This window comes from Qipengyuania nanhaisediminis (genome assembly GCF_045862805.1).
Classification (GTDB): Bacteria; Pseudomonadota; Alphaproteobacteria; order Sphingomonadales; family Sphingomonadaceae; genus Erythrobacter; species Erythrobacter nanhaisediminis_A.
Window position 1 is genome coordinate 713,977 of sequence record NZ_AP025760.1, and the last position, 22,667, is coordinate 736,643.

The 22,667-nt window shown below is 60.6% G+C and carries 19 protein-coding genes; 13 read left to right on the forward strand and 6 right to left on the reverse strand.

The annotated features are described in order from the left end of the window. The first annotated feature begins 48 nt into the window (after positions 1–48). From ACKTSM_RS03520 to ACKTSM_RS03580, 13 genes are all read left to right on the forward strand, one after another. The gene (locus ACKTSM_RS03520) at positions 49–669 is read left to right on the forward strand and encodes a cation transporter (protein WP_407875758.1); all 621 of its coding nucleotides are present in this window, start codon (positions 49–51) and stop codon (positions 667–669) included. After that, the gene (locus ACKTSM_RS03525; protein ID WP_407875759.1) at positions 662–1,108 is read left to right on the forward strand and encodes a DUF3703 domain-containing protein; all 447 of its coding nucleotides are present in this window, start codon (positions 662–664) and stop codon (positions 1,106–1,108) included. Before ACKTSM_RS03520 ends, ACKTSM_RS03525 begins: the two co-directional genes overlap by 8 nt. A 72-nt stretch (positions 1,109–1,180) precedes the next feature. Further along, entirely contained in the window at positions 1,181–1,519 is a 339-nt protein-coding gene (locus tag ACKTSM_RS03530) for a hypothetical protein (RefSeq protein WP_407875760.1), read from the forward strand. A gap of 63 nt (positions 1,520–1,582) precedes the next feature. Beyond that, positions 1,583–2,836, forward strand: a complete 1,254-nt coding sequence (locus tag ACKTSM_RS03535; RefSeq protein WP_407875761.1) for a TolC family protein — start codon at positions 1,583–1,585, stop codon at positions 2,834–2,836. A gap of 11 nt (positions 2,837–2,847) precedes the next feature. Beyond that, positions 2,848–3,996: an efflux RND transporter periplasmic adaptor subunit gene (locus ACKTSM_RS03540; RefSeq protein WP_006834125.1), complete on the forward strand. Its 1,149-nt coding sequence runs from the start codon at positions 2,848–2,850 to the stop codon at positions 3,994–3,996. Positions 3,997–4,039: 43 nt separating this feature from the next. Beyond that, positions 4,040–7,303 (forward strand): efflux RND transporter permease subunit, encoded by a 3,264-nt coding sequence (locus tag ACKTSM_RS03545; RefSeq protein ID WP_156787462.1) that lies wholly within the window; start codon positions 4,040–4,042, stop codon positions 7,301–7,303. Between the two features lie 57 nt (positions 7,304–7,360). Beyond that, entirely contained in the window at positions 7,361–7,999 is a 639-nt protein-coding gene (locus ACKTSM_RS03550; protein ID WP_407875762.1) for a cation diffusion facilitator family transporter, read from the forward strand. 205 nt (positions 8,000–8,204) lie between these two features. Further along, positions 8,205–8,648, forward strand: coding sequence for a CBS domain-containing protein (locus tag ACKTSM_RS03555; RefSeq protein ID WP_002649862.1), 444 nt, complete (start codon positions 8,205–8,207; stop codon positions 8,646–8,648). Between the two features lie 582 nt (positions 8,649–9,230). Next, a complete protein-coding gene (locus tag ACKTSM_RS03560) occupies positions 9,231–10,466 on the forward strand; it encodes a TolC family protein (protein ID WP_407875763.1) in 1,236 nt (411 codons plus the stop codon). Then, entirely contained in the window at positions 10,463–11,974 is a 1,512-nt protein-coding gene (locus ACKTSM_RS03565; protein ID WP_006834120.1) for an efflux RND transporter periplasmic adaptor subunit, read from the forward strand. The genes ACKTSM_RS03560 and ACKTSM_RS03565 overlap by 4 nt, the downstream gene beginning before the upstream one ends. Continuing rightward, positions 11,971–15,138, forward strand: coding sequence for an efflux RND transporter permease subunit (locus tag ACKTSM_RS03570; protein ID WP_407875764.1), 3,168 nt, complete (start codon positions 11,971–11,973; stop codon positions 15,136–15,138). Before ACKTSM_RS03565 ends, ACKTSM_RS03570 begins: the two co-directional genes overlap by 4 nt. Then, positions 15,117–15,515, forward strand: coding sequence for a copper-binding protein (locus tag ACKTSM_RS03575; protein ID WP_202392308.1), 399 nt, complete (start codon positions 15,117–15,119; stop codon positions 15,513–15,515). Before ACKTSM_RS03570 ends, ACKTSM_RS03575 begins: the two co-directional genes overlap by 22 nt. A 176-nt stretch (positions 15,516–15,691) precedes the next feature. Next, the gene (locus ACKTSM_RS03580; protein ID WP_407875765.1) at positions 15,692–17,233 is read left to right on the forward strand and encodes a multicopper oxidase family protein; all 1,542 of its coding nucleotides are present in this window, start codon (positions 15,692–15,694) and stop codon (positions 17,231–17,233) included. 19 nt (positions 17,234–17,252) lie between these two features. On the opposite strand, the gene ACKTSM_RS03585 is transcribed toward ACKTSM_RS03580, so the two are convergent. The 6 genes from ACKTSM_RS03585 to ACKTSM_RS03610 all read right to left on the reverse strand — a co-directional run bounded on the left by ACKTSM_RS03585 (position 17,253) and on the right by ACKTSM_RS03610 (position 22,663). Next, positions 17,253–18,005: an MBL fold metallo-hydrolase gene (locus ACKTSM_RS03585; RefSeq protein WP_407875766.1), complete on the reverse strand. Its 753-nt coding sequence runs from the start codon at positions 18,003–18,005 to the stop codon at positions 17,253–17,255. Further along, positions 18,002–18,448 (reverse strand): beta-lactamase hydrolase domain-containing protein, encoded by a 447-nt coding sequence (locus tag ACKTSM_RS03590; RefSeq protein WP_407875767.1) that lies wholly within the window; start codon positions 18,446–18,448, stop codon positions 18,002–18,004. Before ACKTSM_RS03590 ends, ACKTSM_RS03585 begins: the two co-directional genes overlap by 4 nt. 208 nt (positions 18,449–18,656) lie before the next feature. After that, positions 18,657–19,190: a YybH family protein gene (locus ACKTSM_RS03595; RefSeq protein ID WP_407875768.1), complete on the reverse strand. Its 534-nt coding sequence runs from the start codon at positions 19,188–19,190 to the stop codon at positions 18,657–18,659. Between the two features lie 14 nt (positions 19,191–19,204). Continuing rightward, the gene (locus ACKTSM_RS03600; RefSeq protein ID WP_407875769.1) at positions 19,205–20,227 is read right to left on the reverse strand and encodes a copper resistance protein B; all 1,023 of its coding nucleotides are present in this window, start codon (positions 20,225–20,227) and stop codon (positions 19,205–19,207) included. Beyond that, complete coding sequence (locus ACKTSM_RS03605; RefSeq protein ID WP_407875770.1) at positions 20,224–22,047, reverse strand: copper resistance system multicopper oxidase; 1,824 nt, start codon at positions 22,045–22,047, stop codon at positions 20,224–20,226. The genes ACKTSM_RS03600 and ACKTSM_RS03605 overlap by 4 nt, the downstream gene beginning before the upstream one ends. A 55-nt stretch (positions 22,048–22,102) precedes the next feature. Continuing rightward, the gene (locus ACKTSM_RS03610) at positions 22,103–22,663 is read right to left on the reverse strand and encodes an RNA polymerase sigma factor (RefSeq protein WP_306093944.1); all 561 of its coding nucleotides are present in this window, start codon (positions 22,661–22,663) and stop codon (positions 22,103–22,105) included. Positions 22,664–22,667: the final 4 nt, after the last annotated feature.

Here is a 22,667-nt window from a genome sequence, read left to right on the forward strand (position 1 = left end):
TACAAGGTGCATATGTCATTGCGACTCGAACGTTGCAAGGAGAGCGGCATGGCAAATTCCTGCTGCCAGACCCCAGAAACCGACCAGAGCGCAAACAACAATCCGCGCTGGAGGATGATCCTGTGGATCGCCCTGATAGCGAACGCTGCCATGTTCGTGGTCGAGATTGTCGCTGGTATCGCGGCCGACTCCCGCGCGCTTCAAGCCGATGCGCTCGACTTTTTCGGCGATGCAGCCAACTATGCGATCAGTCTCGGTGTTGCTGGCATGGCGCTTTCCTGGCGGGCGCGGGCTGCACTATTCAAAGCGGCGACGATGTTTGCCTTCGGTCTTTGGATCATTGGTTATGCGGTCTATGGTCTCGCCGTTGGCTCTAGTCCCGAACCGCAGACGATGGGTTTGATCGGAACGCTGGCGCTGCTGGTGAATGCAGCGGTTGCGCTGCTGCTGTTCCGCTATCGCGAAGGCGATGCGAACATGCGCTCCGTCTGGATCTGCTCGCGCAATGACGCGATCGGCAATATCGCCGTTCTGGCCGCCGCACTGGGCGTGTTCGGCACCGGTCAGGCTTGGCCCGATCTGCTCGTCGCCGGGATTATGGCGAGCCTCGCGATTTGGGGGAGCAGCGAAGTATTCAAACAGGCGCGTCAGGAACTGGCGCATGATTGACCGCACACCTCCGGCGATCGCAGCATTTCTCGCTCGCGAATATCAAGCTGCGCGAGCGGCAGAAGATCAAGCCCAGATCGATCAGTCTTGGCATCATCTCGAGCGCGCGCACATTGTCGCGCAGAACTGGCTGAAAGCCCATTGCTACTCGCATTGGCGTATGCTGGCACTCGCTTACCGGCAGCGCGACTGGAGGGAGGTAATCGGTCAGATTGTTCGTCTGGCTCTCGCACCTTTGGGGAATCTCACCGGCGGCTTGCCTGTCGGAAATAGCCGGCGCTCCGATGTCAGCGCATTCGCCCGGATGGAAATTCCAAGCGATTTGCGGACAATTCTGCATTCGACACAACGACAGTTGAACAGGAAGAAGTATTTACGAGCGAATTCATTACAATGGGTCGTTTGGAGCCCCAAAGTGAAAGCAGCGTATCTCGGATAATGTTATGAAATCACATGCTATTCTTAAAATTATCTCTTTTGCAATCCGAACCCGGCTGCTAACCGCTCGCCGATGACCCGGCTCTTCGCCCGATCCTTCATGCTGCAGCTTATCACGCTGTTCACCGCGATTGGTGTCCTTTGGGCTCCGGTCGCGGAAGCGGCTGAATGCGCGGACGAGCCGGAAGTCGCTTCGCTAATAGAGCAGCATGGCGAACCGGGTGAAGAGGGCAACGCGCCTGAGAAACACGGCACCTGCGCACATGGTCATTGTCACCACGTGTCGCAGACGGTGGGGCGATCGGCAGAAGGCGTTTCATTGCCTTCGGTCGCCGCATTGAACTCCGGCAAGCGCCACGCTGCGCTCGATTCAGGCGTTATCGAACTGGATACGCCACCTCCTCGAGCCTGACGTACTTCGCGCATCGGACCCGCTCCGATGCCGCTTTGACGTTAGCAGAGGAATTCACCCAACATGTTCGCCATATTAAGGCGGAGCGCCCTCTTTGCAGGGTTAGCCTTCGCCATGCTCGTGCAGCCTGCCATCGCGCAGGAAGCGCCTATCGTGTCGCTTGAAGAAGCGCTCGATCTCACAGGGGTTGCCGACAGCGCAACTTCCAGCTCATCCAATCCGCGTATTGTCGGACCGCGCGCGGAATCCGAAGCGGCACAAGCACTAGTCGGCCAGGCCCGGTTGCGGCCTAATCCCGAGGTCTCGCTAGAGGTGGAGAACATCGCAGGTAGCGGCGCCTTCTCCGGGCTAAGCGCTACCGAATATACCTTGGCAGTCGGGCAGAGGATCGAACTTGGCGGAAAGCGCGGCGCACGCGTCGCAGCAGCCGAGGCACAGGCGCAGCTTGCAAATCTGCGGGCTGACCTGGCCGGTGCGGAACTCGGCTTCCTTGTTCGTGAGCGCTACGTTGCAGCGGCGGCGGCAGCGTCGCGGGTTGGACTTGCTCGCGATGTCGTCGAGCGAAACGAGGAACTGGCCCGCATAGCTGGCGTGCTGGTCGAGGTGGGGCGCGAGCCACCGCTGCGCGCACTACGGGCAGAGGCCACGTTAGCAGAAGCGCGTGCCGAACTTCAGGCAGCGGAGGCGAACAGCCTGGCAGCCCGCACGGCGCTTGCCTCGCTATGGGGCGAGCAAGACACACCGCCGCTCGTCCCCGGTGCGTTTCCCAACATCGAGCCTCCGGCCGCAGTGCTTGCGTCGGCGACCAGCTTGCCATTGCAGGTTGCCCGCGGCCAAAGCGCGACAGCAGCGGCCGAGATCGACTACGAGCGCAGCCTGCGCATTCCGGATCCGGTCGTTTCCGCCGGTGTTCGACGCTTCGAGGAAAGCAACGACAGCGCCTTTCTTGTCGGCGTATCCATTCCGCTTCCCTTCTGGAACCGCAATCAGGGCAACATCGCTGCGGCCGAAGCAAGGCTACGCGCTGCCAACGCACGCGAGGTTGTCGCGCTGGCCGATTTTGAGCTGACGGTTACGCGCGCACGATCACAATATCTTGCCGCCGAAGCGCGCGTTGAAACACTTTCCACGACATCGCTTCCTCAGGCCGAGGAGGCGCTGCGGCTCGTCCGCATCGGTTACCGCAACGGCCGATTCCCGCTGATCGAGGTGCTGAGCGCAGCCGAAGCGCGTGATGCCATTCGCGAGGCGCTGATCACCGCTCAAGAAGACCGGGGACAGGCTGCCGCCGAGCTCATCAGGTTGGCCGCACAATGAGGAACATTCCAATGAACCGGAGAAGACTGGCGATCATCGCCGGTATCATCATTCTCGCTGCAGCGCTGTTGATGTTGCTGTGGCCTGATAATCAAGCTGACCCTCGTACAGAAGACAAGGTCGCCGAAACGGAACTGCCTGAGGGCTTCGTCCTGATCGATGACGATCAAATTCGCGCAGCCGAAATCAAGGTCGCCGCGGTGCAGACCGGGGCTACTGTCGAACTGGTATTTCCTGCAACGGTTGCGGCAAGCCCGACGGCCAGCGCGCGGATCGATGCGCGGGCTTCGGGCGTGGTCCGTAGTGTTGGCAAGACGCTTGGCGACTATGTCCGCCAAGGCGAGACCGTCGCTCGGATCGAAAGCGCCGATGCAGCTGCGCTCGCTTCACAGCTTAGCGTTGCCCGCGCCCGCGCAACTGAGCTTTCAGCTGCCTATGACCGCGAGCGGCGCTTGTTCGAAGCCAATGTAACGGCAAGGCAGGACCTTGAAGCAGCGCGCGCAAATCTCGACGTTGCCCGCTCCGAACTGAACCGCGCTCAGGCCGCTGTGGCTGCAGCGGGTGTCAGCGGCGATGGGCGTTCGCTCGCTGTCACCAGTCCGCTATCGGGCCGCGTTACCGCTGCTCCGATCGTGCTTGGCTCCTTCGTCGATGCTGGTGAAGAACTCTACCGCGTGATCAATCCGAACGGGCTGCAGATAGAGGTGGCGTTGCCTTCGGAAGATGCGTTGCGCATCCAGCCGGGCGACGAGGCCGCCGTGATCGTCGGCGATGGCCGCGAGATCGGTGCGCGCGTGCGTTCGGTCACGCCGTCACTCGATCCCGAAAGTCGCAGTGCCACTGCCGTACTCAGTCTGACGCGGGCGATACCGGGTCTCCAACCTGGCGCTTTCCTGCAGGCGCGCATCCGGCCGTCGGGCGAATTGGACCAGAGCCGTATCGCGGTTCCCGAGGACGCCGTGCAGGTGCTCGAAGGCCGCGACGTCGTGTTTGTGCGCACACAGCGCGGCTTCCAAGCTCGCGAGGTAGCGACAGGCAGCCGGTCCGCCGGAATGGTGACGATCTTGTCCGGTCTTGAACCGGGGCAGCGGATCGCGACCGACAACGCCTTCCTGTTGAAGGCCGAACTCGAAAAGGAGGGCGCCGAACATGGCCATTGATCATACCGCGGCTCCCGCTGACGAGGGTAGCCACCGCCATGGCCTGATCGGGATGGTTCTTGATATTGCCGTGCGTTTTCGCTGGGCGATCATCGTCCTGACTGTTTTCGCAGCAATCTACGGCGCGTTCAATCTAGTGCGCCTGCCGATTGACGCAGTGCCGGACATCACGAATACGCAGGTCCAGATCAATACCAGCGCTGCTGCGCTTTCGCCGTCGCAGGTCGAGACGCAGGTGACCTTTCCGATCGAGACCGGTCTTGCCGGGATTGAGGGGCTGGAGATGACCCGTTCGATCTCGCGCAACGGCTTCAGCCAGGTCACCGCGATCTTCGAGGAAGGCACCGATCTATACTTCGCCCGCCAGCAGGTAAACGAGCGGCTCGCACCCATTGGAGCCTCGCTGCCAGAGGGAGCGGAGCCCACCATGGGTCCGATTTCCACCGGCCTTGGCGAAGTGCTGATGTATACGATCGAATATGAGCACCCTGGTGGCAAGGGTGCTACCACTGGCGGCCGGACAGGCTGGCAGTCCGACGGCAGCTTCATCACCGAACGTGGTGACCGCCTCGAAAGCGAAGTGGCGAAGGCGGCCTATCTGCGCACTGTGCAGGATTGGGTCGTCGCACCACTGATGCGCTCTATCGACGGCGTGGCCGGCGTGGATTCGATCGGTGGGTTCGAAAAGCAGTTTCTGGTTCAGCCCGATCCCGCGCGCTTGACCGGCTATGGCCTGTCGTTCGATTCATTGATCGATGCGCTCGAGGCCGCCAACCTCGCGGCCGGTGCCAACTTCGTGGACCGTGCCGATGAAGCGCTGCTCGTCCGCGTCGATGCGAGGCTGGGCAGCATTGCCGACATAGAAGAAGCCGTCATTGCGACCCGCGAGGGTGTGCCCATTCGTATCGGCGATGTGGCCGATGTCGAGATCGGCGGCGACCTGCGAACCGGCGCGGCTTCACTGAACGGCGAAGAGGCGGTGGTGGGCACGGTGCTGATGCGAGCAGGCGAGAACAGCCGCACCGTCGCAGCCGGTGCAGCAGAAAGGCTGGACGAGGTCCGTTCATCGCTCCCAGACGGCGTTGTGGCCGAGATCGTCTACAACCGGTCCTCGCTCGTCGATGCGACGATTTCGACGGTTGAGAAGAACCTGCTTGAAGGCGCATTGCTGGTAATTGCAGTGTTGTTTCTCCTGCTCGGCAATATCCGCGCCGCCATAATCACCGCACTGGTCATTCCCGTTTCGATGCTGATGGCAGCGGTGGGGATGAACCGGCTTGGTGTCTCGGGTAATCTGATGAGCCTGGGCGCGCTCGACTTCGGCCTGATCGTCGATGGTGCGGTCATCATTGTCGAGAACAGCGTTGCTCGGCTCGCCGCGCGGCAACAGCGTGAGGGACGCTTGCTATCCTTGGGCGAACGGCTAACCGAAACGCGTCTGGCAGCACAGGAGATGATCAAACCGACCGTCTACGGTCAGGCGATCATTTTCCTCGTCTTCGCGCCGCTGCTCACCTTTACCGGGGTCGAGGGCAAGACCTTCTCCCCTATGGCGATCACGATGATGCTCGCGTTGGCTTCGGCCTTCGTTCTGTCGTTAACCTTCGTCCCGGCGATGATCGCGGTGCTGCTCAACAAGAAGCTGACCGAGGAGGAAGCGAAGCCCATTCGCTGGTCGAAGGAGCGTTATGGCCCAGCGGTTCGCAAGGCCATTGCCCGGCCCTGGCCAGTTATCGGCACGGGGGTCGGGATCTTTGCGATCGCGGCTGTCATCTTCGGGTTTCTGGGTAGCGAATTTACTCCGCAGCTCGACGAACGCGACATTGCGGTGCAATCCTTGCGAATACCGTCGACGTCGCTCGAACGTTCGCTCGCGATGCAGCGGCGGGTCGAGAACAGGCTTGAAGAGTTTCCCCAAGTCGAGCTGGTGTTTTCGCGGACGGGCACGGCCGAGGTCGCCAGCGATCCCATGCCGCCCAATGCGTCAGACGCCTATGTCATGCTGAAACCGCGCGAAGAATGGCCTGATCCGGACTTGTCGAAGGATGAGCTGGTAGAGGAGATGGAAACTGCGCTGGGCGGTTTGATTGGCAACCTCTACGAGTTCAGCCAGCCAATCGAATTACGCTTTAACGAGCTCATCGCTGGGGTGCGCGGTGACGTGGCGGTCAAGCTCTACGGCGATGACCTTACCGCACTCACCGAAGCGGCGGGCGATGTAGCCGGCGTGCTGCGCGGCGTCGAAGGCGCGGCAGACGTCAAAGTGCAACAGGTGACGGGCTTTCCGACCCTCGACATAGCTTTCGATCGCCCCACCATCGCGCGTTACGGCCTGACTGTTGAAGACGTGGCCCAATCGGTCGCCATCGCGCTCGGTGGACGTCCGGCAGGCCTCGTGTTCGAAGGCGATCGCCGGTTCGATGTCGTGGTGCGTCTCGAAGACGCGACGCGCGACGATTTCGACCAGCTTGGCGCGCTCCCGATCGTGCTTGAGAACGGCGTCACGGTTCCCCTGCGGACTCTGGCAGAGTTCCAGGTGGTCGATGGCCTTGCCGAGGTCCGGCGTGAACAGGGACGCCGGCTCGTGGTCGTGTCGGCCAATGTGCGTGAACGCGATCTCGGCTCCTTCGTCGAAGAAGCGCAGGAGGGTGTTTCGGCCGGCGTCGATATGCCGCCGGCATCCTTCATCGAATGGGGTGGGCAGTATCAGAACCTGCAGGAAGCGCAGGCACGGCTCGCCATCGTCGTCCCGATTGCCTTCGCTCTTGTGCTGCTCTTGCTGTTCATGGCTTTGGGCGGATGGGTTCCGGCGCTTGCCGTGTTCAGTGCCATTCCCATGGCCTTGGCTGGCGGGGTGTTCGCTCTGGCACTGCGGGGGTTGCCGTTCTCGGTCTCGGCGGCGGTCGGTTTCATCGCCCTGTCTGGTGTGGCGACCCTCAACGGCCTGGTAATGATGACCGCGATCCGGCAGCGGCTCGAGAACGGAATGCCGCTCGACGAAGCTATCGCCGATGGCGCGCTTGCGCGCCTGCGCCCGGTACTGATGACCGCGCTGGTGGCTTCGCTTGGCTTCGTGCCTATGGCCATCGCTACCGGAACGGGCGCGGAAGTGCAGCGTCCATTAGCTACGGTCGTCATCGGCGGATTGATCACCGCGACCGCGCTGACCCTGTTCGTTCTGCCCGCGATCGCACGGCTTGTGCTGCACCACCCGGATGACGAGCAAAGTTGGCGCGAGAAGTGGTGGGAGCGGCTGCGACGCAACGTCACGCGCGAGGAGCAGCGCGAGCTCGCTGACATTGCGTGAGCGGAACTATCAGGAACGCAGGTTCTTGAATCAGAACATTAATGAAAGGAATGCGTCATGAGTGGCGAAGGTGAACTCAACCTAGACTCGGCGGACAAGCGCCAAACTTTGTGGATCGTCCTCTGGCTGAACGTCGCGATTGCCATCGGCTTCTTCGTGGTTGGTTATTTCGCTGATTCCAACGCTCTGCTTGCTAACGGCCTCGACAATTCGTCGGACGCCGTCGTTTATGGGCTCAGCCTCCTCGCGCTGACGCGGTCACGGACCTGGAAGCGTGGGGCTGCGCGTTTTTCAGGCATTATGCTCCTCATTTTTGCCGGCGGCGTCATTGCCGATGCCATCCGGCGCTTTCTGGAGGGGTCTGATCCAGGTGGGATCATGATGATGGCAATGGCGGCGGTGGCTGCGGTGGTGAACCTGATTTCGCTGCGATTGCTGCAAAAGATGAAGTCGAAAGACGTCAATCTTCGGGCAGCCACGACTTTCAGCTTCAATGATTTCATCTCGAACGGCGGTATTATCATCGCCGGCATTGTTGTGATGCTGACCGGTGCGAACTGGCCTGATCTCGTGGTCGGTGTCGCAGTTGCCGGCATCGCGCTTTACGGCGGCATCGATATACTGCGGGATGCGCACATGGACGTCCATGATGAGGAAGGCACTGAACACCGCAAGGGTGTCGAGTTCGGAAGATAAGAGGCCGAATTGGCGTTACCTGCGGCTTGTTCGCTATGCGACCGAAAATGGGCCCGGTCATCGGCCCGGCAAGATCAGTCGGCGACCCGGGTTCTCAGAACGGGTTGGCTTGCATGCCCCACAACTGACCGACAGGCGTGGAACCAGCACTCGGAATGCCTCGTTTCCTCCGTTGTAAGTTCGATTACGAATGAGGAGACAAGTCATGAAAGCCCAAGACGTTATGACATCGAACCCTGCATGCTGCAGTCCATCGAGCACCGTGCAAGAGGCAGCTTCGTTGATGGTCGATAACGATTGCGGAGAAATCCCGGTTGTCGATGATTCCGGTGCGTTGGTGGGAGTAGTAACCGACAGGGACATTGCATGCCGCTGTGTGGCCAAGGGGAAGTCTTCCGACCAACGCGTTGAGGAGGTTATGACATCGTCTCCTGTTACTGTCACCGCCGATGCCAGCGTCGACGAATGCTGCACCAAGATGGAAGACAATCAGGTTCGTCGGCTTCCGGTGGTCGATGACAAGGGCAAATGTTGCGGCATCGTTGCGCAGGCCGACATCGCCAGAAGTGCAGCCGAGAAAGAAACCGGCGACCTCGTGCGCGAGGTATCCGAAGCTAGCTCGGAGCCAGCTTCGGCGGGATGCTGCTAGTCACAAAAGACTATTTATTTCACGCGGTTAATGCGGACGGGGCGATCTGATTGGTCCCCGTCCGCCATCACTCATTACTTGCCAATCGCCTCGACCCAGACTATCTGGACCTAGTGAAGTTCATTCGTACCTTGACCTTAATCCTTTTTGGATTCGGACTTTTCGTCCAGGTTGGAGCGAATGCAGCAGGCCTTCCTCAGATTGAGGCGGAGGCGATGAGCGATTGTGCCGAGATGGCCGATAGCGAGACTTCCCGCGATCCTGCAGGACCATGTTCCAACATGACGCTCGATTGCGTGATTGCCATGAATTGCTTGCCGCCTCTGGCTCTGTCGGCAGCGACTGAAATGGAGTGCGCGCCCCTTCGCTTGATGCCGAGCTACCTTGTTTCTGCGGCCCCGTGGTTTCAAACAGATTCACCACGACCGGAATCACCCCCTCCAAAACCAATCCTCACCGTCTAGTTTTTCCTGAAGGCGCGCTGCGCTTTTTGCGAGACTGACGAACGATGCAACCGCACGAACCGGTATCGCCGGTGCGGTATGTTTTGTCTTGTCAGCTCGCTCTGCACGAGTGAGATTTATGAATTGGCGAATTGGTTGGGTGCCGTTTTCGGCGCTGCTCGTCGCTCAGACTGCGCAAGCGCAGTCGGTCGGCTATGAAGAAACCCTTGCGGCGGCGCGGGCGGAACAGCCCATGCTCGAAGCGGGCGCATTCCGCATACAGGCGAGGCGCGATGCCGCCGAAGCAGCGGACGAATTGCCCGACCCACGCGTTCGTGCAGGCGTGATGAACTTGCCGGTCACCGGACCGGCCGCATTTGATCCGTATGCGCAACTGCCGACGCAGCTAGCGGTTGGCGTCGAACAGGAAATTCCTAACCTTGCCAGGCGGCGAGCGCGATCCGGCCTTGCCGGGTCCGAAATCGGTATTGCCGAAGCCCGTCTTGGCTTGTCCGAACGTTCCATCCTCGCCGACGCGGGGACGGCTTGGATCGGTCTGTATTACGCCCAGCAACGCCTCGCTCTTGCGCGTAACGCTCTGGACGGCCTGAGGGATTTTGTTCCGGTCGCCGTCAGTGCCGTCGCTTCGGGATCGGCGAGGCCTGCCGAGAGCCTCGCGATCCGGCGCGAGCTTCTTGAAATCGAGGATGCCATTACCCGGATTGAGGCCGCGCGCGCAACCGCTCGCGCCCGGCTGCAGCGCTATATCGCCGAAAGCGAGCCTGTCGCTGCGGGGGCCGCTCCCCAAGCTACCTTGGACCCGGAAGGCCTTCGGTTCACGTTGGAGGCCAATCCGGAATTGCGCTTGGCGGATGCAGAGCAACGTCGTGCTGAGGCTGCAGCCAATCTGGCGCGCGCTGAAAAACGGCCCGATTTCGGTGTCAGCGTGACTTATGGTCACCGTAATCCCGATTTCGGCAGTGCCGTATCGGTCATGGGATCGGTCACTTTGCCCATCTTCACCGACAGGCGGCAGAACCCGCGCATCGCGGCAGCCGAAGCAGACGCTGCTGCCGCCTCGGCTGAGCGGGTCGATCGCCTGAGAGCGATCAGGGCCCGGTTCGAAGCCGATCTGGCTGCGTGGCGCAGCGCGGTGCAGCAGTGGGAACGTGCGAGGGACGAGCTACTACCGCTCGCGCATGACCGTGCCGAACTCGAAACCGCCAGCTTCGCTGCTGGCCGCGCCGACCTCGTTGATGTGATCGCGGCCAAATCTGCGCTGGCATTGCTCGAACTCGAGATTCTCGAACGCGAACAGATGGCTGTCGAAGCCGCTGCAACTCTAAGTCTTACTTATGGGGAGGACAGGCCATGAAAGCCGTGTTCGAACGTCTTTCTCCGCGCCAGCGCTCTTATGCAGCGGCGGCCGGTATTGCCTTGGTCAGCCTAGGGGCTGGCTACGGTCTGTCGATGCTCGGCGGCGGTAGCGATGGCGGTGACGCCGCTGCCGATACCGGCTGCGAAGAAGTGCTCTACTGGTACGATCCGATGGTGCCCGATCAGCGCTTCGACGAGCCGGGCAAATCCCCCTTTATGGATATGCAGCTGGTCCCGAAATGCGCGGGCGGTGATGCGCAGGCCGGCGAGGGTGTCAGCATCGATTCCGCATTGGTCCAGAACTTCGGCATTCGCACTGCCGAGGCCGAATACGGCGTGCTGGAACCGGAAACCACGGTAACTGGCACGCTTGCCTACAATGGCAGCGAGGTTGCGATCGTCCAGCCTCGCGCGGGCGGCTATGTTCAGCGGACTTATGGCCACGCCCCGCAGGATCTTATCGCACGAGGCGCGCCAATCGTCGACCTGCTGGTGCCCGAGTGGGGCGGCGCCCAGCAGGAATTTCTTGCCGTAGCAGCTACCGGCGACGCGGCGCTTACCAATGCTGCCCGTCAACGTCTGCGACTGCTTGGGATGCCGGAAGGCGTGATCTCCTCGGTGGCTCGAAGCGGCAGACCGCAATCGACAATCACTGTCACCGCGCCGCAATCGGGTGCGATTACCTCGCTCGGTGTCAGGCCGGGCATGACCGTGATGGCAGGGCAAAGCCTCGCCGAGATCAGCGGCTATAGCCCAATCTGGCTCGAAGCCGCCGTGCCCGAGGCGCTTGCGGGAAGCGCTCGCGTGGGACAGCCGGTAAGCGCGACGCTCACGGCTTTTCCCGGAGAGCGATTTGCCGGACGGATCATTGCCATCCTGCCCAGTGCGCAGGAGGCAAGCAGGACGATTACCGTGCGCGCGGCGATGCCCAACCCCGGGCTTCGCCTGAAACCGGGCATGTTTGCGCAGGTCATGATTGCTCCTGAACGGCGTGAAGCCTTGCTCATCCCGTCAGAGGCCGTGATCCGCACCGGCGAACGAACCTTGGTTATGATTACCCAAGAGGGCGGAGGATACCGCCCGGCCGAAGTCCGGATCGGCCGAGAAGCAGGCGGTCGGACCGAGGTTCTCGCAGGGCTCGCGGCAGGCGAGGAGGTCGTAACCTCCGGCCAGTTCCTGCTCGATTCCGAAGCGAGTCTCGCGGGTATCGATGTGCGTTCCATCGAGGACGCACCGACGACTGCCGGTGAAAACGAAACGCAGGCGGATGCGGACGAACCGCGCACCTATCGAGCCACCGGCACGATCGAACGCATCACTGCCCGCAGCATCACCTTGCGGCACGGGCCGGTCAAAGCTCTGGACTGGCCAGCCATGACGATGGGTTTTGCCACTGAAGGTCCGGCTCAGGTTCGCGGTTTCCAACGCGGTGATCGGGTAACCTTTACCTTCGTTCAGGCAAGCACCGGTCCGCGCATCGTCTCGATCCGGAAGACCGGCCAATGATCGCGCGGATCATTGAAAGTTCGATTGCCAACCGCCTGTTCGTGGTTCTGGCGGCGATCGGTCTGGCGCTCGCCGGCTTCTGGGCCGTGCGGACCACTCCTGTCGATGCGCTGCCCGATTTGTCGGATGTACAGGTTGTCATCCGCTCGAACTATGCCGGGCAGGCTCCGCGTATCGTCGAGGACCAGGTCACCTATCCGCTGGCGACGACCATGCTCTCGGTGCCGGGGGCGAAGACCGTGCGAGGCTATTCGTTTTTCGGCGATAGCTATGTCTATGTGATTTTCGAGGACGGGACCGATCTCTACTGGGCGCGCTCGCGCGTGCTCGAATACCTCAACCAGGTCCAGAACCGCTTGCCTGACGGAGTCGAAAGTACTCTCGGCCCTGACGCGACCGGCGTGGGATGGATCTACGAATACGCCTTGATCGACCGCAGCGGCGGCCACGATCTGGCCGGACTGCGCAGCCTGCAGGACTGGTTCCTGCGCTACGAGCTGAAGACTATACCTGGGATCGCCGAGGTCGCCAGTGTGGGCGGCATGGTCAAGCAGTACCAGATCGTGCTCGACCCCTACCGCATGGCTTCCTTCGGAGTGACCCACGGCCAAATCGTGAGCGCGATCCAGGCAGGCAACCAGGAGGCAGGCGGTTCCATCGTCGAGATGGGCGAAGCGGAATTCATGGTGCGTTCGTCGGGCTATCTCGGCAGTCTCGATGATTTCCGCTCGATACCTTTGCGCGCCGAAGCGGGCGGTGTGCCGGTGACGCTTGGCGATGTCGCCAATGTGCAAATCGGCCCCGAACTGCGCCGCGGTATCGCCGAGCTGAACGGCCAGGGCGAAGTCGCAGGCGGCATCGTCATTCTGCGGCAAGGCGCCGACGCGCGCGGTGCGATCGAGGCGGTCGAAGCGAAGCTCGACCAGTTGCAGGCAAGCCTGCCCGAAGGGGTCGAGATCGTCACCACCTATGACCGATCGCAGTTGATCGATGCCTCAGTCGATAACCTCACCACCAAGCTGATCGAGGAATTCGTCGTCGTTGCGCTCGTGTGCCTGCTGTTTCTGTGGCACGCCCGCTCTGCGCTGGTCGCCGTGGTGACCTTGCCGCTGGGTGTTCTGGCAGCCTTTCTGGTGATGCGCTTCCAGGGCGTGAACGCCAACATCATGTCGCTTGGCGGCATCGCCATTGCGATCGGCGCGATGGTCGATGCGGCGGTCGTGATGATCGAGAACGCGCACAAGCACATCGAGCGATGGACCGAGGAAAATCCCGATACGGTCATGTCGGGTGAGGAGCGTTGGCGGATCGTCGCAGATGCTTCCAAGGAAGTCGGTCCGGCGCTGTTTTTCAGCCTGCTGATTATCACCCTTTCGTTCCTGCCGGTCTTCACTTTGCAGGCACAGGAGGGACGGCTCTTCGCTCCGCTGGCCTTCACCAAGACCTACGCGATGGCAGCGGCTGCAATCCTCTCGATCACGCTGGTTCCGGTCCTCATGGGATGGCTGATCCGCGGCAAGATACCGCGGGAAGACAGCAACCCGATCAACAAGGCGCTGACCCGTGCCTATCGTCCGGGGCTCGACTGGGTGATGCGGCGTCCGAAGGCGACGCTGGTCATCGCAGGACTGATATTCGCGACGACGCTGGTGCCTTTTACGCGGCTGGGCGGCGAGTTTCTCCCGCCGCTCGACGAGGGCGATCTTCTCTACATGCCGAGCGCGCTTCCCGGACTTTCACCGGGGGAAGCCTCGGCCCTGCTTCAGCGGACCGACCGCCTGATCAAAACGGTGCCCGAAGTCGATACCGTTTTCGGCAAGGCGGGCCGCGCTGATACGGCCACCGATCCCGCGCCGCTGACGATGTTCGAGACGACGATCAGCTTCAAGCCGCGTGAGGAATGGCGCGAAGGGATGACGCCTGACAAGCTGGTGGAAGAACTCGATCGCGTGGTCCGGGTTCCGGGCCTCGCCAATGTCTGGGTGCCCCCAATCCGCAACCGCATCGACATGCTCGCCACCGGCATAAAGAGCCCCATCGGGGTCAAGGTCTCGGGCGAAGATTTGGGCGAAATCGAACGAGTGGCGCTACAGGTCGAACAGATTGCGAAGGAGGTGCCGGGCGTCAGTTCGGCCCTGGCCGAAAGGCTTTCAGGCGGGCGCTATGTCGATGTCGATATCAATCGTCTGGAAGCAGCCCGCTACGGGCTCAACATCGCCGATGTGCAGCAGATTGTATCGGGCGCGATCGGCGGCGCAAATGTCGCGCGTACGGTGGAGGGGTTGGCCCGTTATCCGGTCAACGTCCGCTATCCGCGCGAGATTCGCGACAGCGTCGATGAGCTGCGCAATCTTCCGGTTCTAACCCCCGCGGGACAGCAGATTACGCTTGGTACAGTGGCGGACGTCCGCGTGACCAGCGGGCCGCCCATGCTCAAGAGCGAGCAAGGCCGGCCGACGAGCTATGTCTATGTCGATGTACGCGGGCGCGACCTCACCTCGGTGGTGGGCGATTTGCAGGAGGCAATCGGTGCCGAGGTCGATCTGCCCGCCGGCGTCAGCCTGTCCTATGCTGGGCAGTTCGAATATTTGACGCGCGCTTACGAGCGGTTGCAGATCGTCGTACCGGCAACACTCGCGATCATCTTCCTGCTGCTCTACCTGATCTTCCGCCGCTTCGACGAGGCGCTGCTGATCATGGGCACGCTGCCATTTGCGCTTACCGGCGGGTTCTGGCTGCTCTACCTGATGGGATACAACCAGTCCGTTGCCACCGCCGTCGGGTTCATTGCGCTGGCAGGGGTGTCGGCGGAATTCGGAGTGGTCATGCTGATCTACCTGAAGGCCGCGCTGGAACGGAGAGAGGGCGAGCTGGATGCCGACGAGGTATCGGCAGCCATCCGCGAAGGCGCGCTGCTGCGCGTCCGGCCCAAGGCGATGACCGTCGCCGTTATCCTCGCCGGCCTGTTCCCGATCCTGATCGGCGCCGGTGCCGGATCCGAGGTGATGAGCCGTATTGCGGCCCCGATGATCGGCGGGATGATCACCGCTCCGCTGCTTTCAATGTTCGTACTTCCCGCCGCCTATCTGATGATGCGGCGTCCCCGGACCAATCGGTCCAAACCCCTCGAAGGAGAAGAAGAATGCGTATTACAACCCTCGTGACCTTGCTGGCAGCGCCCTTGGCACTCGCCGCGTGTGGCTCCGGCAACGACACCGAAATGATGGACGACACGGCCATGGCGGACGGCCAGATGGCAGACGGTCAGATGCCGATGGGCGATGGCGACATGCCTATGATGGGATCGGATAGCGCGATGCAGACCGCCAGTGCGGAAGGAACCGTGACCGCCATCGATGCCGATGCAGGAACGATCACTGTCGATCACGGCGCTGTCCCCGCGATCGAATGGCCCGCCATGACGATGGCGTTCGACGCCGACGAGCAGCTGCGTCAGGACGTGGCGGTTGGCGACACGATCTCGTTCGACTTCACAACCGGTGAAGGCGGCAACACGATCACTTCGATCACCAAGCAGTAATTTGCGAACCGGCCCCGGATCGTATTCCGGGGCCGGTATAATTAGGAAAAGTTCGATGATGAATGGTGACATGCCAGCGGCCATGATGGGGATCATGGGTCTGTTCTGCTTATTGCTGACCATGCTGCTGGTGTTGGGCATCGCTGCGCTGATCAAATATCTCCGGAGCAAGTAAGATGGATCAGTGGTCGATTGCATCCAGCCTCAACCGTCGTGCCTTGCTGCGACGGGCTGGCACAGCGGCTGCCGGCCTCGTGGCACTTCCCTTGTCTGCATGCGAAGCGCAAAATTCGCTGTTTAGTGCCGATGGAGCCGGCGCCAATCCGCTCGCCATTCCCGAGCTCAATCAGGGAATTGTCGAACAAGGCGAACGGGTCTTTCGACTGTCGATATCCGCGGGGCAGAAGGAGTTCGTTCCCGGGGTCGTTTCGCCTACGATCGGTGTAAACGCGCCTTATCTTGGTCCGACATTGGAGATGCGCCGCGGCGAGCGGGTCCGGTTGCATGTCGACAATGGCTTGGACGACGGCGCGACAGTCCACTGGCACGGGTTCGAGCTTCCCGCCGCTGCGGATGGCGGACCGCACCAGCTTATCCGCCCCGGCGCGCGCTGGAGCCCGTCTTTCGAAGTTCGCCAGCGTGCCTCTCTCTATTGGTATCATTCGCACCTGCATCGCGGCACGGGACCGCAGGTCTATGCTGGTCTTGCCGCGCCGATCTATGTCCGTGATGATGAAGAGGACGCGCTGGACCTGCCGAGCGAATACGGCGTGGATGATATTCCGCTTATCGTTCAGGACCGCGTGCTCGATAACTCCGGCAAGCTCCTCTATCCGCAGAATATGCATGCGCAAATGATGGGCGTGCGCGGGGATCGACTCTACGTCAATGGCACGCAAAACGCGGTGTTTGACGCTCGGACCGGCCTGTTACGTTTGCGTATCCTCAATGGATCGAACGCTCGTTTCTACGATTTCTCGCTGTCCGGTGGTCAGACCATGCAGATCATCGCCAGTGATGGTGGCTTGCTGGAGCGTCCGCATGCGGTCCGCTCGCTCAGGCTCGCACCAGGTGAGCGGGCGCAGATCCTCGTCGATCTTTCCGAGGGGCGCCCTCTCAGCCTTGTGGCGACCAGTCCGGACAATTCGATGGGCATGATGGGCGGCGACGGCGGCGGTATGATGGGCGGCGGCATGATGGGCCGACGCCGCGACGATACCGAGATGGACGAGCCGTTCCGCGTCCTCGACATCAGACCCTCTGACTCCTCGCCGCAAAGGAAACTGCCGTCGCAGCTTGCTCCGCTACCAGCACTCGACCCTTCACTTGCAGTACGAACCCGGCGGTTTGTGCTCGATATGGGAATGATGGGCGGCGGGATGTCTATCAATGGTGCCAGCATGGACATGAATGTCATCAACGAGCGGGTGCCCGCCGGCCAGTGGGAGATCTGGGAAATCGCCAATGCCTCAATGATGGCGCATCCCTTTCATATTCATAATGCGCAGTTCCGCGTGATCGACCGCAACGGCCGCACTCCGCCGCCCTTGGAGACTGGTTACAAGGATACGGTCATCGTCGACCCGCGCGAGCAGGTGCGCCTCCTTTTACGGTTCGAGGAACACACGGACCCGGACCTGCCGTACATGTATCACTGCCACATTCTCGAGCATGAGGATGCCGGAATGATGGGGCAGTTCGTCGTCGTGGACAGCTAGAAAGGGTCAACGATGGGCATTAGCCCTGCGGCGATTTTCCGCCGATCTCGTGCAGATGCTCGACCGCTTCTTCCACGCAGTCACCGCACTTTAAATTGGCAGGGACGGCGACGTCGATCTTCTTGGGATAGGGCAAGTCGAGTTCGGCCATGACACGCTGGAACTCGGGAAGCGAAATTTCGTCGTTCAATCGAGGATTGCGCGTACGCTCTTGCATGATCGTCGAGACCCGGCGGCCTGAATAATCATGCGCGGGGTAGACCAACGTGTCTTCCGGCAAAGCGAACAGCTTTTCGCGAACTGACTTGAAAAGGACCGCGGAATCGCCGTTCTGGAAATCGGTGCGACCGCATCCATCGATGAGCAGCGCATCGCCGGTGAAGACCTGCGTATGGCCGCCTTGCTCGATTACGTAACTATGATGCTTGTCGGTATGCCCGGGCGTGAACAAGGCGCGGATGGTTAGATCGCCTACAGACAAAGGCGCTTCCTCGCTCACTTCAACATCCGCGCAAGAAAGATTGTCATCAGCGGGATAGGCAACCTCGCACCCTGTCAGGCTACGCAGCCGACATGCGCCAGTGATATGATCGGCGTGGATATGGGTGTCGAGCGTGAAGGCAAGGTTCAGGCCCAGGGCAGTGACCGCCTCCATATCCCTGTCGCAAGTCTCGATTACCGGATCGAGCAAAACGGCTTTGCCGGTGTTCTCGCATCCGATCAGATAAGTGTAAGTCGACGATTCCGGTTCGACGAGCTGCCTGAAGATCATTGTGCGCCTGCCTCACTTGCATTGAGCAGTGGCAATAAATCGCCTTCGCTGACTTCCAGCCCGGACTCGCGTCCTCTTTTCGCTGCGGTGGCGGCGTCACCGTCGTTTTGAAGCGCCCAGGACGCAAGACCCATCAAGCTCGCCCGACGTCCACTGGCGCAGTGAATGGCCACAGGACCTGGAAGCTGTTCGATCCTGGTCGCAAAGTCCTTCGCGTTCTCAGCCGTCAAATCTGGTGGAGAAACGGGATAGTGAAGGTATTCCAATCCGTTTTCGCGCGCTTCTTCCGCTTCGGCCTGCGGGCTCAGCTTTTCGCCTTGCTCGCCTGCCTGCCTCAAATTGACAATCGATTTGAAACCATCGTCCGCAAGGGTTTGAAGGTCGTCTGCTGCGGGCGGGAATGTCAGCAGGGAGAGGTTCTCGTCAATTTGCGCGCGGTCCATCGTGGCTTTCCTTTGGGTGCTTTGAATACGACAGTCCAACCTTTGCCTCGCAGCCGGGTTCCGCTGGCCTGTTGCAGCTTTCGCCCCCTTCGATGGCGCAGATCTCGGTCGATATTTGGGGCCGCGCAACCTGCGAATGCCGACCGCCTGCGTTCCAACCGGGAGCGGTCGACCTGACATCAAACCGCGCACGGTAGAGTTATCGCGGTTATCTCGGGGCGCGCGAAGAAGAATGATACTGAACGATCTTCCATCCATCAGCGTCGTGAGCCAGAACCGAGGTGGCAACGCCTTCGCGATCGATCACGCGTCCGTCGGCAAGTTCGATCCGGTAAGTGTATGTTTCGCGGCCAAACGCCATGTGCCCCATTCGCGTCACCGCAAGAGTGGGATTGCCAAAGGTGAAGCTGGTAATCGCATCAAGTTCGGGGCCAAGATGATGTTCCATATAATGCGTGAAGCTGCCTTCATCCTTGCCGTTTTCATAGATGAAGGAGTCCTCGGCAAACAGCGCGGCCATGGCATTCGCATCGCGCGCTGTCAGCGCTTGACGGTAGGAGGTGAGCGCTGCTTCCGCTCCGGCGATATCATCGTTCATGGCAGCCATATGCGCGGCATGGTCCATCGGCTTCGTAGTTGCCTGTTCGGCATGTGCTGAATGATCCATGGATTGCGCCATTGCCGGCACGCCATTTGCGATCATGACCAGAGCGGCCACGCTTAAGGTCAGTTTGTTACGCATAATACTTCCTCTTTTTAGAACCAAAACCGCAAACCGATGACGTAGTTTGTTACGCTCGGGTCTTCTCCATTGGCGCGGGCATAATCGGCGCTTTGGCCGACCCGCCATTCTTGCTCGACGCCAATGTATGGCGCAAATTCTCGGGCAAATTCATACCGAAGACGAATTCCAAGCTCGGCCGTATCGAGGCCAGATCCAGTCCCAAGCTCGGGAATGTCCTGCGCCGATAAGTTCACTTCCGCGCGCGGCTGCAAGATCAACCGCTGTGTTATTCGCTGGTCCAGTTCGGCTTCGATCCTCGCTGTCAGATCACCCTTGCTGGACAGAAATGCAGCGGCATCGATCTCGAATTGATAAGGGGCGAGACCTTGGATCCCGATGACTGCATAAGTCCGGTCGCGGGGAGCAAAATCCTGCCGCACCCCCGCTTGCAAATCGAAGAAAGGAGCGATGGCGCGGCTATAAAGCGCTTGCACCTCGGCCCCTTCGATTTCTTCACCGAAGCTGCCTTCGCCCTCTGATTTGAACCAAAACTTGTCGATATCCCCGCCGTAATAACCTTGGACGTCCCACAGGTAGCCATCCCCGCCTTCGCGAGCTCGATACTCGACGCGATCGCCCTGAAACCAGAAATAAGTCTGTCCGCCTTGTTCATGGCGAAGTTGAGCGCGACTGGCGCGCATTGCATCTGCACCCCAGATCGCATCGGCAGCGCGCGGCGGGCCTGATCCGGCCGAGGCGGGTGGCGGCGAACTGGGAATGGGCATCGTCATCGTGCCGTGATCCATCTGCGATTGACCGTGCGCGGCAGGTTGATCAGTTGCTTCCCTGACTGAATCATCTGGAGGCGCCACCCGGCCAGTGTCATGCCCCATCGCTGAATGGTCCATTTGGGAATGGTCAGTGTCATCCGGATCGGGCGTTTCTACCTGTGCGGGGGCGGGTGTTGGCTCCGGGTCCGGCATCGTATGGCCGGCATGCTGGGCCATAACGGGCGTCGCGGTACCGATGAGCAGGATTGCAAGCAGGGTTTTCATCCGTGCTCTCCCACGCGCTCTTGCTCCGGCGCATCGCCTTGCGGAGCTACGGTCACGATCTGAAACATGCCGGCGTGCATGTGATAGAGGAGGTGGCAATGAAAAGCCCAGTCACCGCTCTCGTCAGCTGTCAGGTCGAATGAGGCACTACCGCCCGGTTGCACTATAACCGTGTGTTTTTGTGGCTGTCGGTCGGCCGGCGCCCCGTTGACCAATTCGAAGAAGTGGCCGTGGAGATGGATCGGGTGAGCCATCATTGTGTCGTTGACGAGCTTGACCCGCACCCGCTCGTTATAAGCAAAGCGGATCGGGTCTTCGCTAACGGATGAGAACTTCTTGCCGTCAAACGACCACATGAACCGTTCCATGTTGCCGGTCAGGTGGATCTCCATCTGGCGGGAAGGCGTTCGCAAATCGTCATTGGGCTCAAGAGCGACGAGATCGCGATAGGTCAAAACCCGATGTGGAACCTTGTCCAATCCAATGCCTGGATCTCCCGTTCGGTCCACCGGGTTCATGGCGACCATGTCAATTCCAGGCCCGACTTCGACATCCGGCGGCAGCATGGAAGTGTCGCGCATGTTCATGCCTTCCATATTCATCGCTTCCAGCTGTTCAGGCTGCTGCGTGGAAGCTGGATTTTGAGGCCCGTGTCCCATCGCTGCATGATCCATTCCGTCCATTTCACCACTTGCGCCGTGATCCATTCCGCTCATGCCCATATCGGCCATGGTGAGAAGCGGCGCATCACGAAGTGCCGGGACCGGCGCGCGCGCACCGGGCCGACTTGCCAAGGTCGCTACCGCCATGCCCGATCGGTCCATAGATTCAGCTACGATCGTCATAGCTTCGCCGGTTGGCTCAACGATAAAATCATAGGTTTCCGCCGTGCCGATTTGGAACTCTTCGACCGGGACCGGGCGCACATTCTGCCCATCTGCTGCTACGATATGGATGCGGGCGCCGGGAATGCGGACGTTAAAAAAGGTCATCGCACTCCCGTTGATTACTCGGATGCGTACCCGTTCTCCGGGATTGAAGAGGAACTCGAGGCCCTCCATCGGACCATGTCCGTTGGCCAGATATGTGTAGGTCGAACCTGTCACATCGAGGATGTCCGTTGGCATCATCCTCATTTCCGCCCACATACGGCGATCTTCGCCGCTCAATGGGTAGTCATCTGTCCAGGTAGTCCGCTGGTAGTTGAAATAGCCCTCGCCTTTCTTCAATTTGTCCATGATCGTGTGCGGATGCATCGGCGTAAATTCGCTGAGCAGCAGGACATAGTCGCGATCGGCCTGCACCGGATCAGGACCGGCCGGTTCAATGACGATTGGTCCATAATGGCCCGCCTGTTCTTGCAAGCCTGAATGGCTGTGCCACCAGTAGGTCCCCGTTTGACGGATGGGCGGAAGGTCATAAGTGAAGGTCTCCCCCGGCCTTATTCCGGGAAAGCTCACGCCTGGAACACCATCGAACTGGAACGGGAGCAAAAGGCCGTGCCAATGGATCGAGCTATCCTCGTCTAGCGTGTTGGTAACGTTGAGGCGTACTGCCTCGCCTTCCTTCAAACGTACGAGCGGGCCAGGCACGCTGCCATTGACTGCTATGGCATGGCCGCGTCGCCCTTGCACGACGCGCGGTCCCTCTCCGATGGTGAGGTCGATCGATGCTCCGGAAACTTCATCGAACCCGGCGCGAATGTGTCGACCATTCAAGCTTGCTCCGCGGGCCCAGGCGGGTGTGAAGGCCGCGGCACCCAACAATCCAGCAGCGCCGGCCCCTGCACCCAGAAGACTTCTTCGGTTCATCGTCAGCATGTGATTTCCTGCAGATTTCATATGCTGGATGTTACGCGCTCGATCCTCCTTCCCCTCATGCAATATCAAGTTTTTTTCTGAGGGTGTTTCGCGCTCGATAGACCAGACCTTCCACGGCCTTCTCGGTAATGCCTAGCAGTACCGCCGCTTCTTTCTGACTGCGGCCGTCTATTGCAACGAGTATGAGCGCTTCGCGCATACGCAGGGGAAGCTTCTGAATTTCGGCATAGGCGGCATGCAAAAATTGCCTGTCCGACGCTTCCACTTCCGGCGAGGGGGTCTCGTCCGCAACGATTTCAAAAGATGACGATTTGCCAAAGCCCAAAAACTGGGCCGCCTTTCTTCGGCGCAATTTGTCACGGCATTTGTTCAGCGTGATCGTGGTGAGAATTGGAAGCACGGGTCGTCTCGGGTCAAGACGCGCACGCGCGATCCAAGCCGATGCCAGCGCATTTTGAACGGCATCCTCAGCCTCTTCACGGATGCCCACCATCCGGAGGGATGTTGCCAGTAATCGAGGCAGATGTGGCTCCACAAGATTGGTAAATGCGCGGCGATCGCCTGCGATGACCATGGCGACCAGTTCAGATTCCTGGGCGTGGGGAATTCGGGACACCCCG

Excerpts from the sequence above, each read along its gene's own strand:
- ACKTSM_RS03520 (WP_407875758.1), top strand. The coding sequence starts at position 49 with ATGGCAAATTCCTGCTGCCAGACCCCAGAAACCGACCAGAGCGCAAAC.
- ACKTSM_RS03525 (WP_407875759.1), top strand. The coding sequence starts at position 662 with ATGATTGACCGCACACCTCCGGCGATCGCAGCATTTCTCGCTCGCGAA.
- ACKTSM_RS03530 (WP_407875760.1), top strand. The coding sequence starts at position 1,181 with ATGACCCGGCTCTTCGCCCGATCCTTCATGCTGCAGCTTATCACGCTG.
- ACKTSM_RS03535 (WP_407875761.1), top strand. The coding sequence starts at position 1,583 with ATGTTCGCCATATTAAGGCGGAGCGCCCTCTTTGCAGGGTTAGCCTTC.
- ACKTSM_RS03540 (WP_006834125.1), top strand. The coding sequence starts at position 2,848 with ATGAACCGGAGAAGACTGGCGATCATCGCCGGTATCATCATTCTCGCT.
- ACKTSM_RS03550 (WP_407875762.1), top strand. The coding sequence starts at position 7,361 with ATGAGTGGCGAAGGTGAACTCAACCTAGACTCGGCGGACAAGCGCCAA.
- ACKTSM_RS03555 (WP_002649862.1), top strand. The coding sequence starts at position 8,205 with ATGAAAGCCCAAGACGTTATGACATCGAACCCTGCATGCTGCAGTCCA.
- ACKTSM_RS03560 (WP_407875763.1), top strand. The coding sequence starts at position 9,231 with ATGAATTGGCGAATTGGTTGGGTGCCGTTTTCGGCGCTGCTCGTCGCT.
- ACKTSM_RS03565 (WP_006834120.1), top strand. The coding sequence starts at position 10,463 with ATGAAAGCCGTGTTCGAACGTCTTTCTCCGCGCCAGCGCTCTTATGCA.
- ACKTSM_RS03570 (WP_407875764.1), top strand. The coding sequence starts at position 11,971 with ATGATCGCGCGGATCATTGAAAGTTCGATTGCCAACCGCCTGTTCGTG.
- ACKTSM_RS03575 (WP_202392308.1), top strand. The coding sequence starts at position 15,117 with ATGCGTATTACAACCCTCGTGACCTTGCTGGCAGCGCCCTTGGCACTC.
- ACKTSM_RS03580 (WP_407875765.1), top strand. The coding sequence starts at position 15,692 with ATGGATCAGTGGTCGATTGCATCCAGCCTCAACCGTCGTGCCTTGCTG.
- ACKTSM_RS03585 (WP_407875766.1), bottom strand. The coding sequence starts at position 18,005 with ATGATCTTCAGGCAGCTCGTCGAACCGGAATCGTCGACTTACACTTAT.
- ACKTSM_RS03590 (WP_407875767.1), bottom strand. The coding sequence starts at position 18,448 with ATGGACCGCGCGCAAATTGACGAGAACCTCTCCCTGCTGACATTCCCG.
- ACKTSM_RS03595 (WP_407875768.1), bottom strand. The coding sequence starts at position 19,190 with ATGCGTAACAAACTGACCTTAAGCGTGGCCGCTCTGGTCATGATCGCA.
- ACKTSM_RS03600 (WP_407875769.1), bottom strand. The coding sequence starts at position 20,227 with ATGAAAACCCTGCTTGCAATCCTGCTCATCGGTACCGCGACGCCCGTT.
- ACKTSM_RS03605 (WP_407875770.1), bottom strand. The coding sequence starts at position 22,047 with ATGCTGACGATGAACCGAAGAAGTCTTCTGGGTGCAGGGGCCGGCGCT.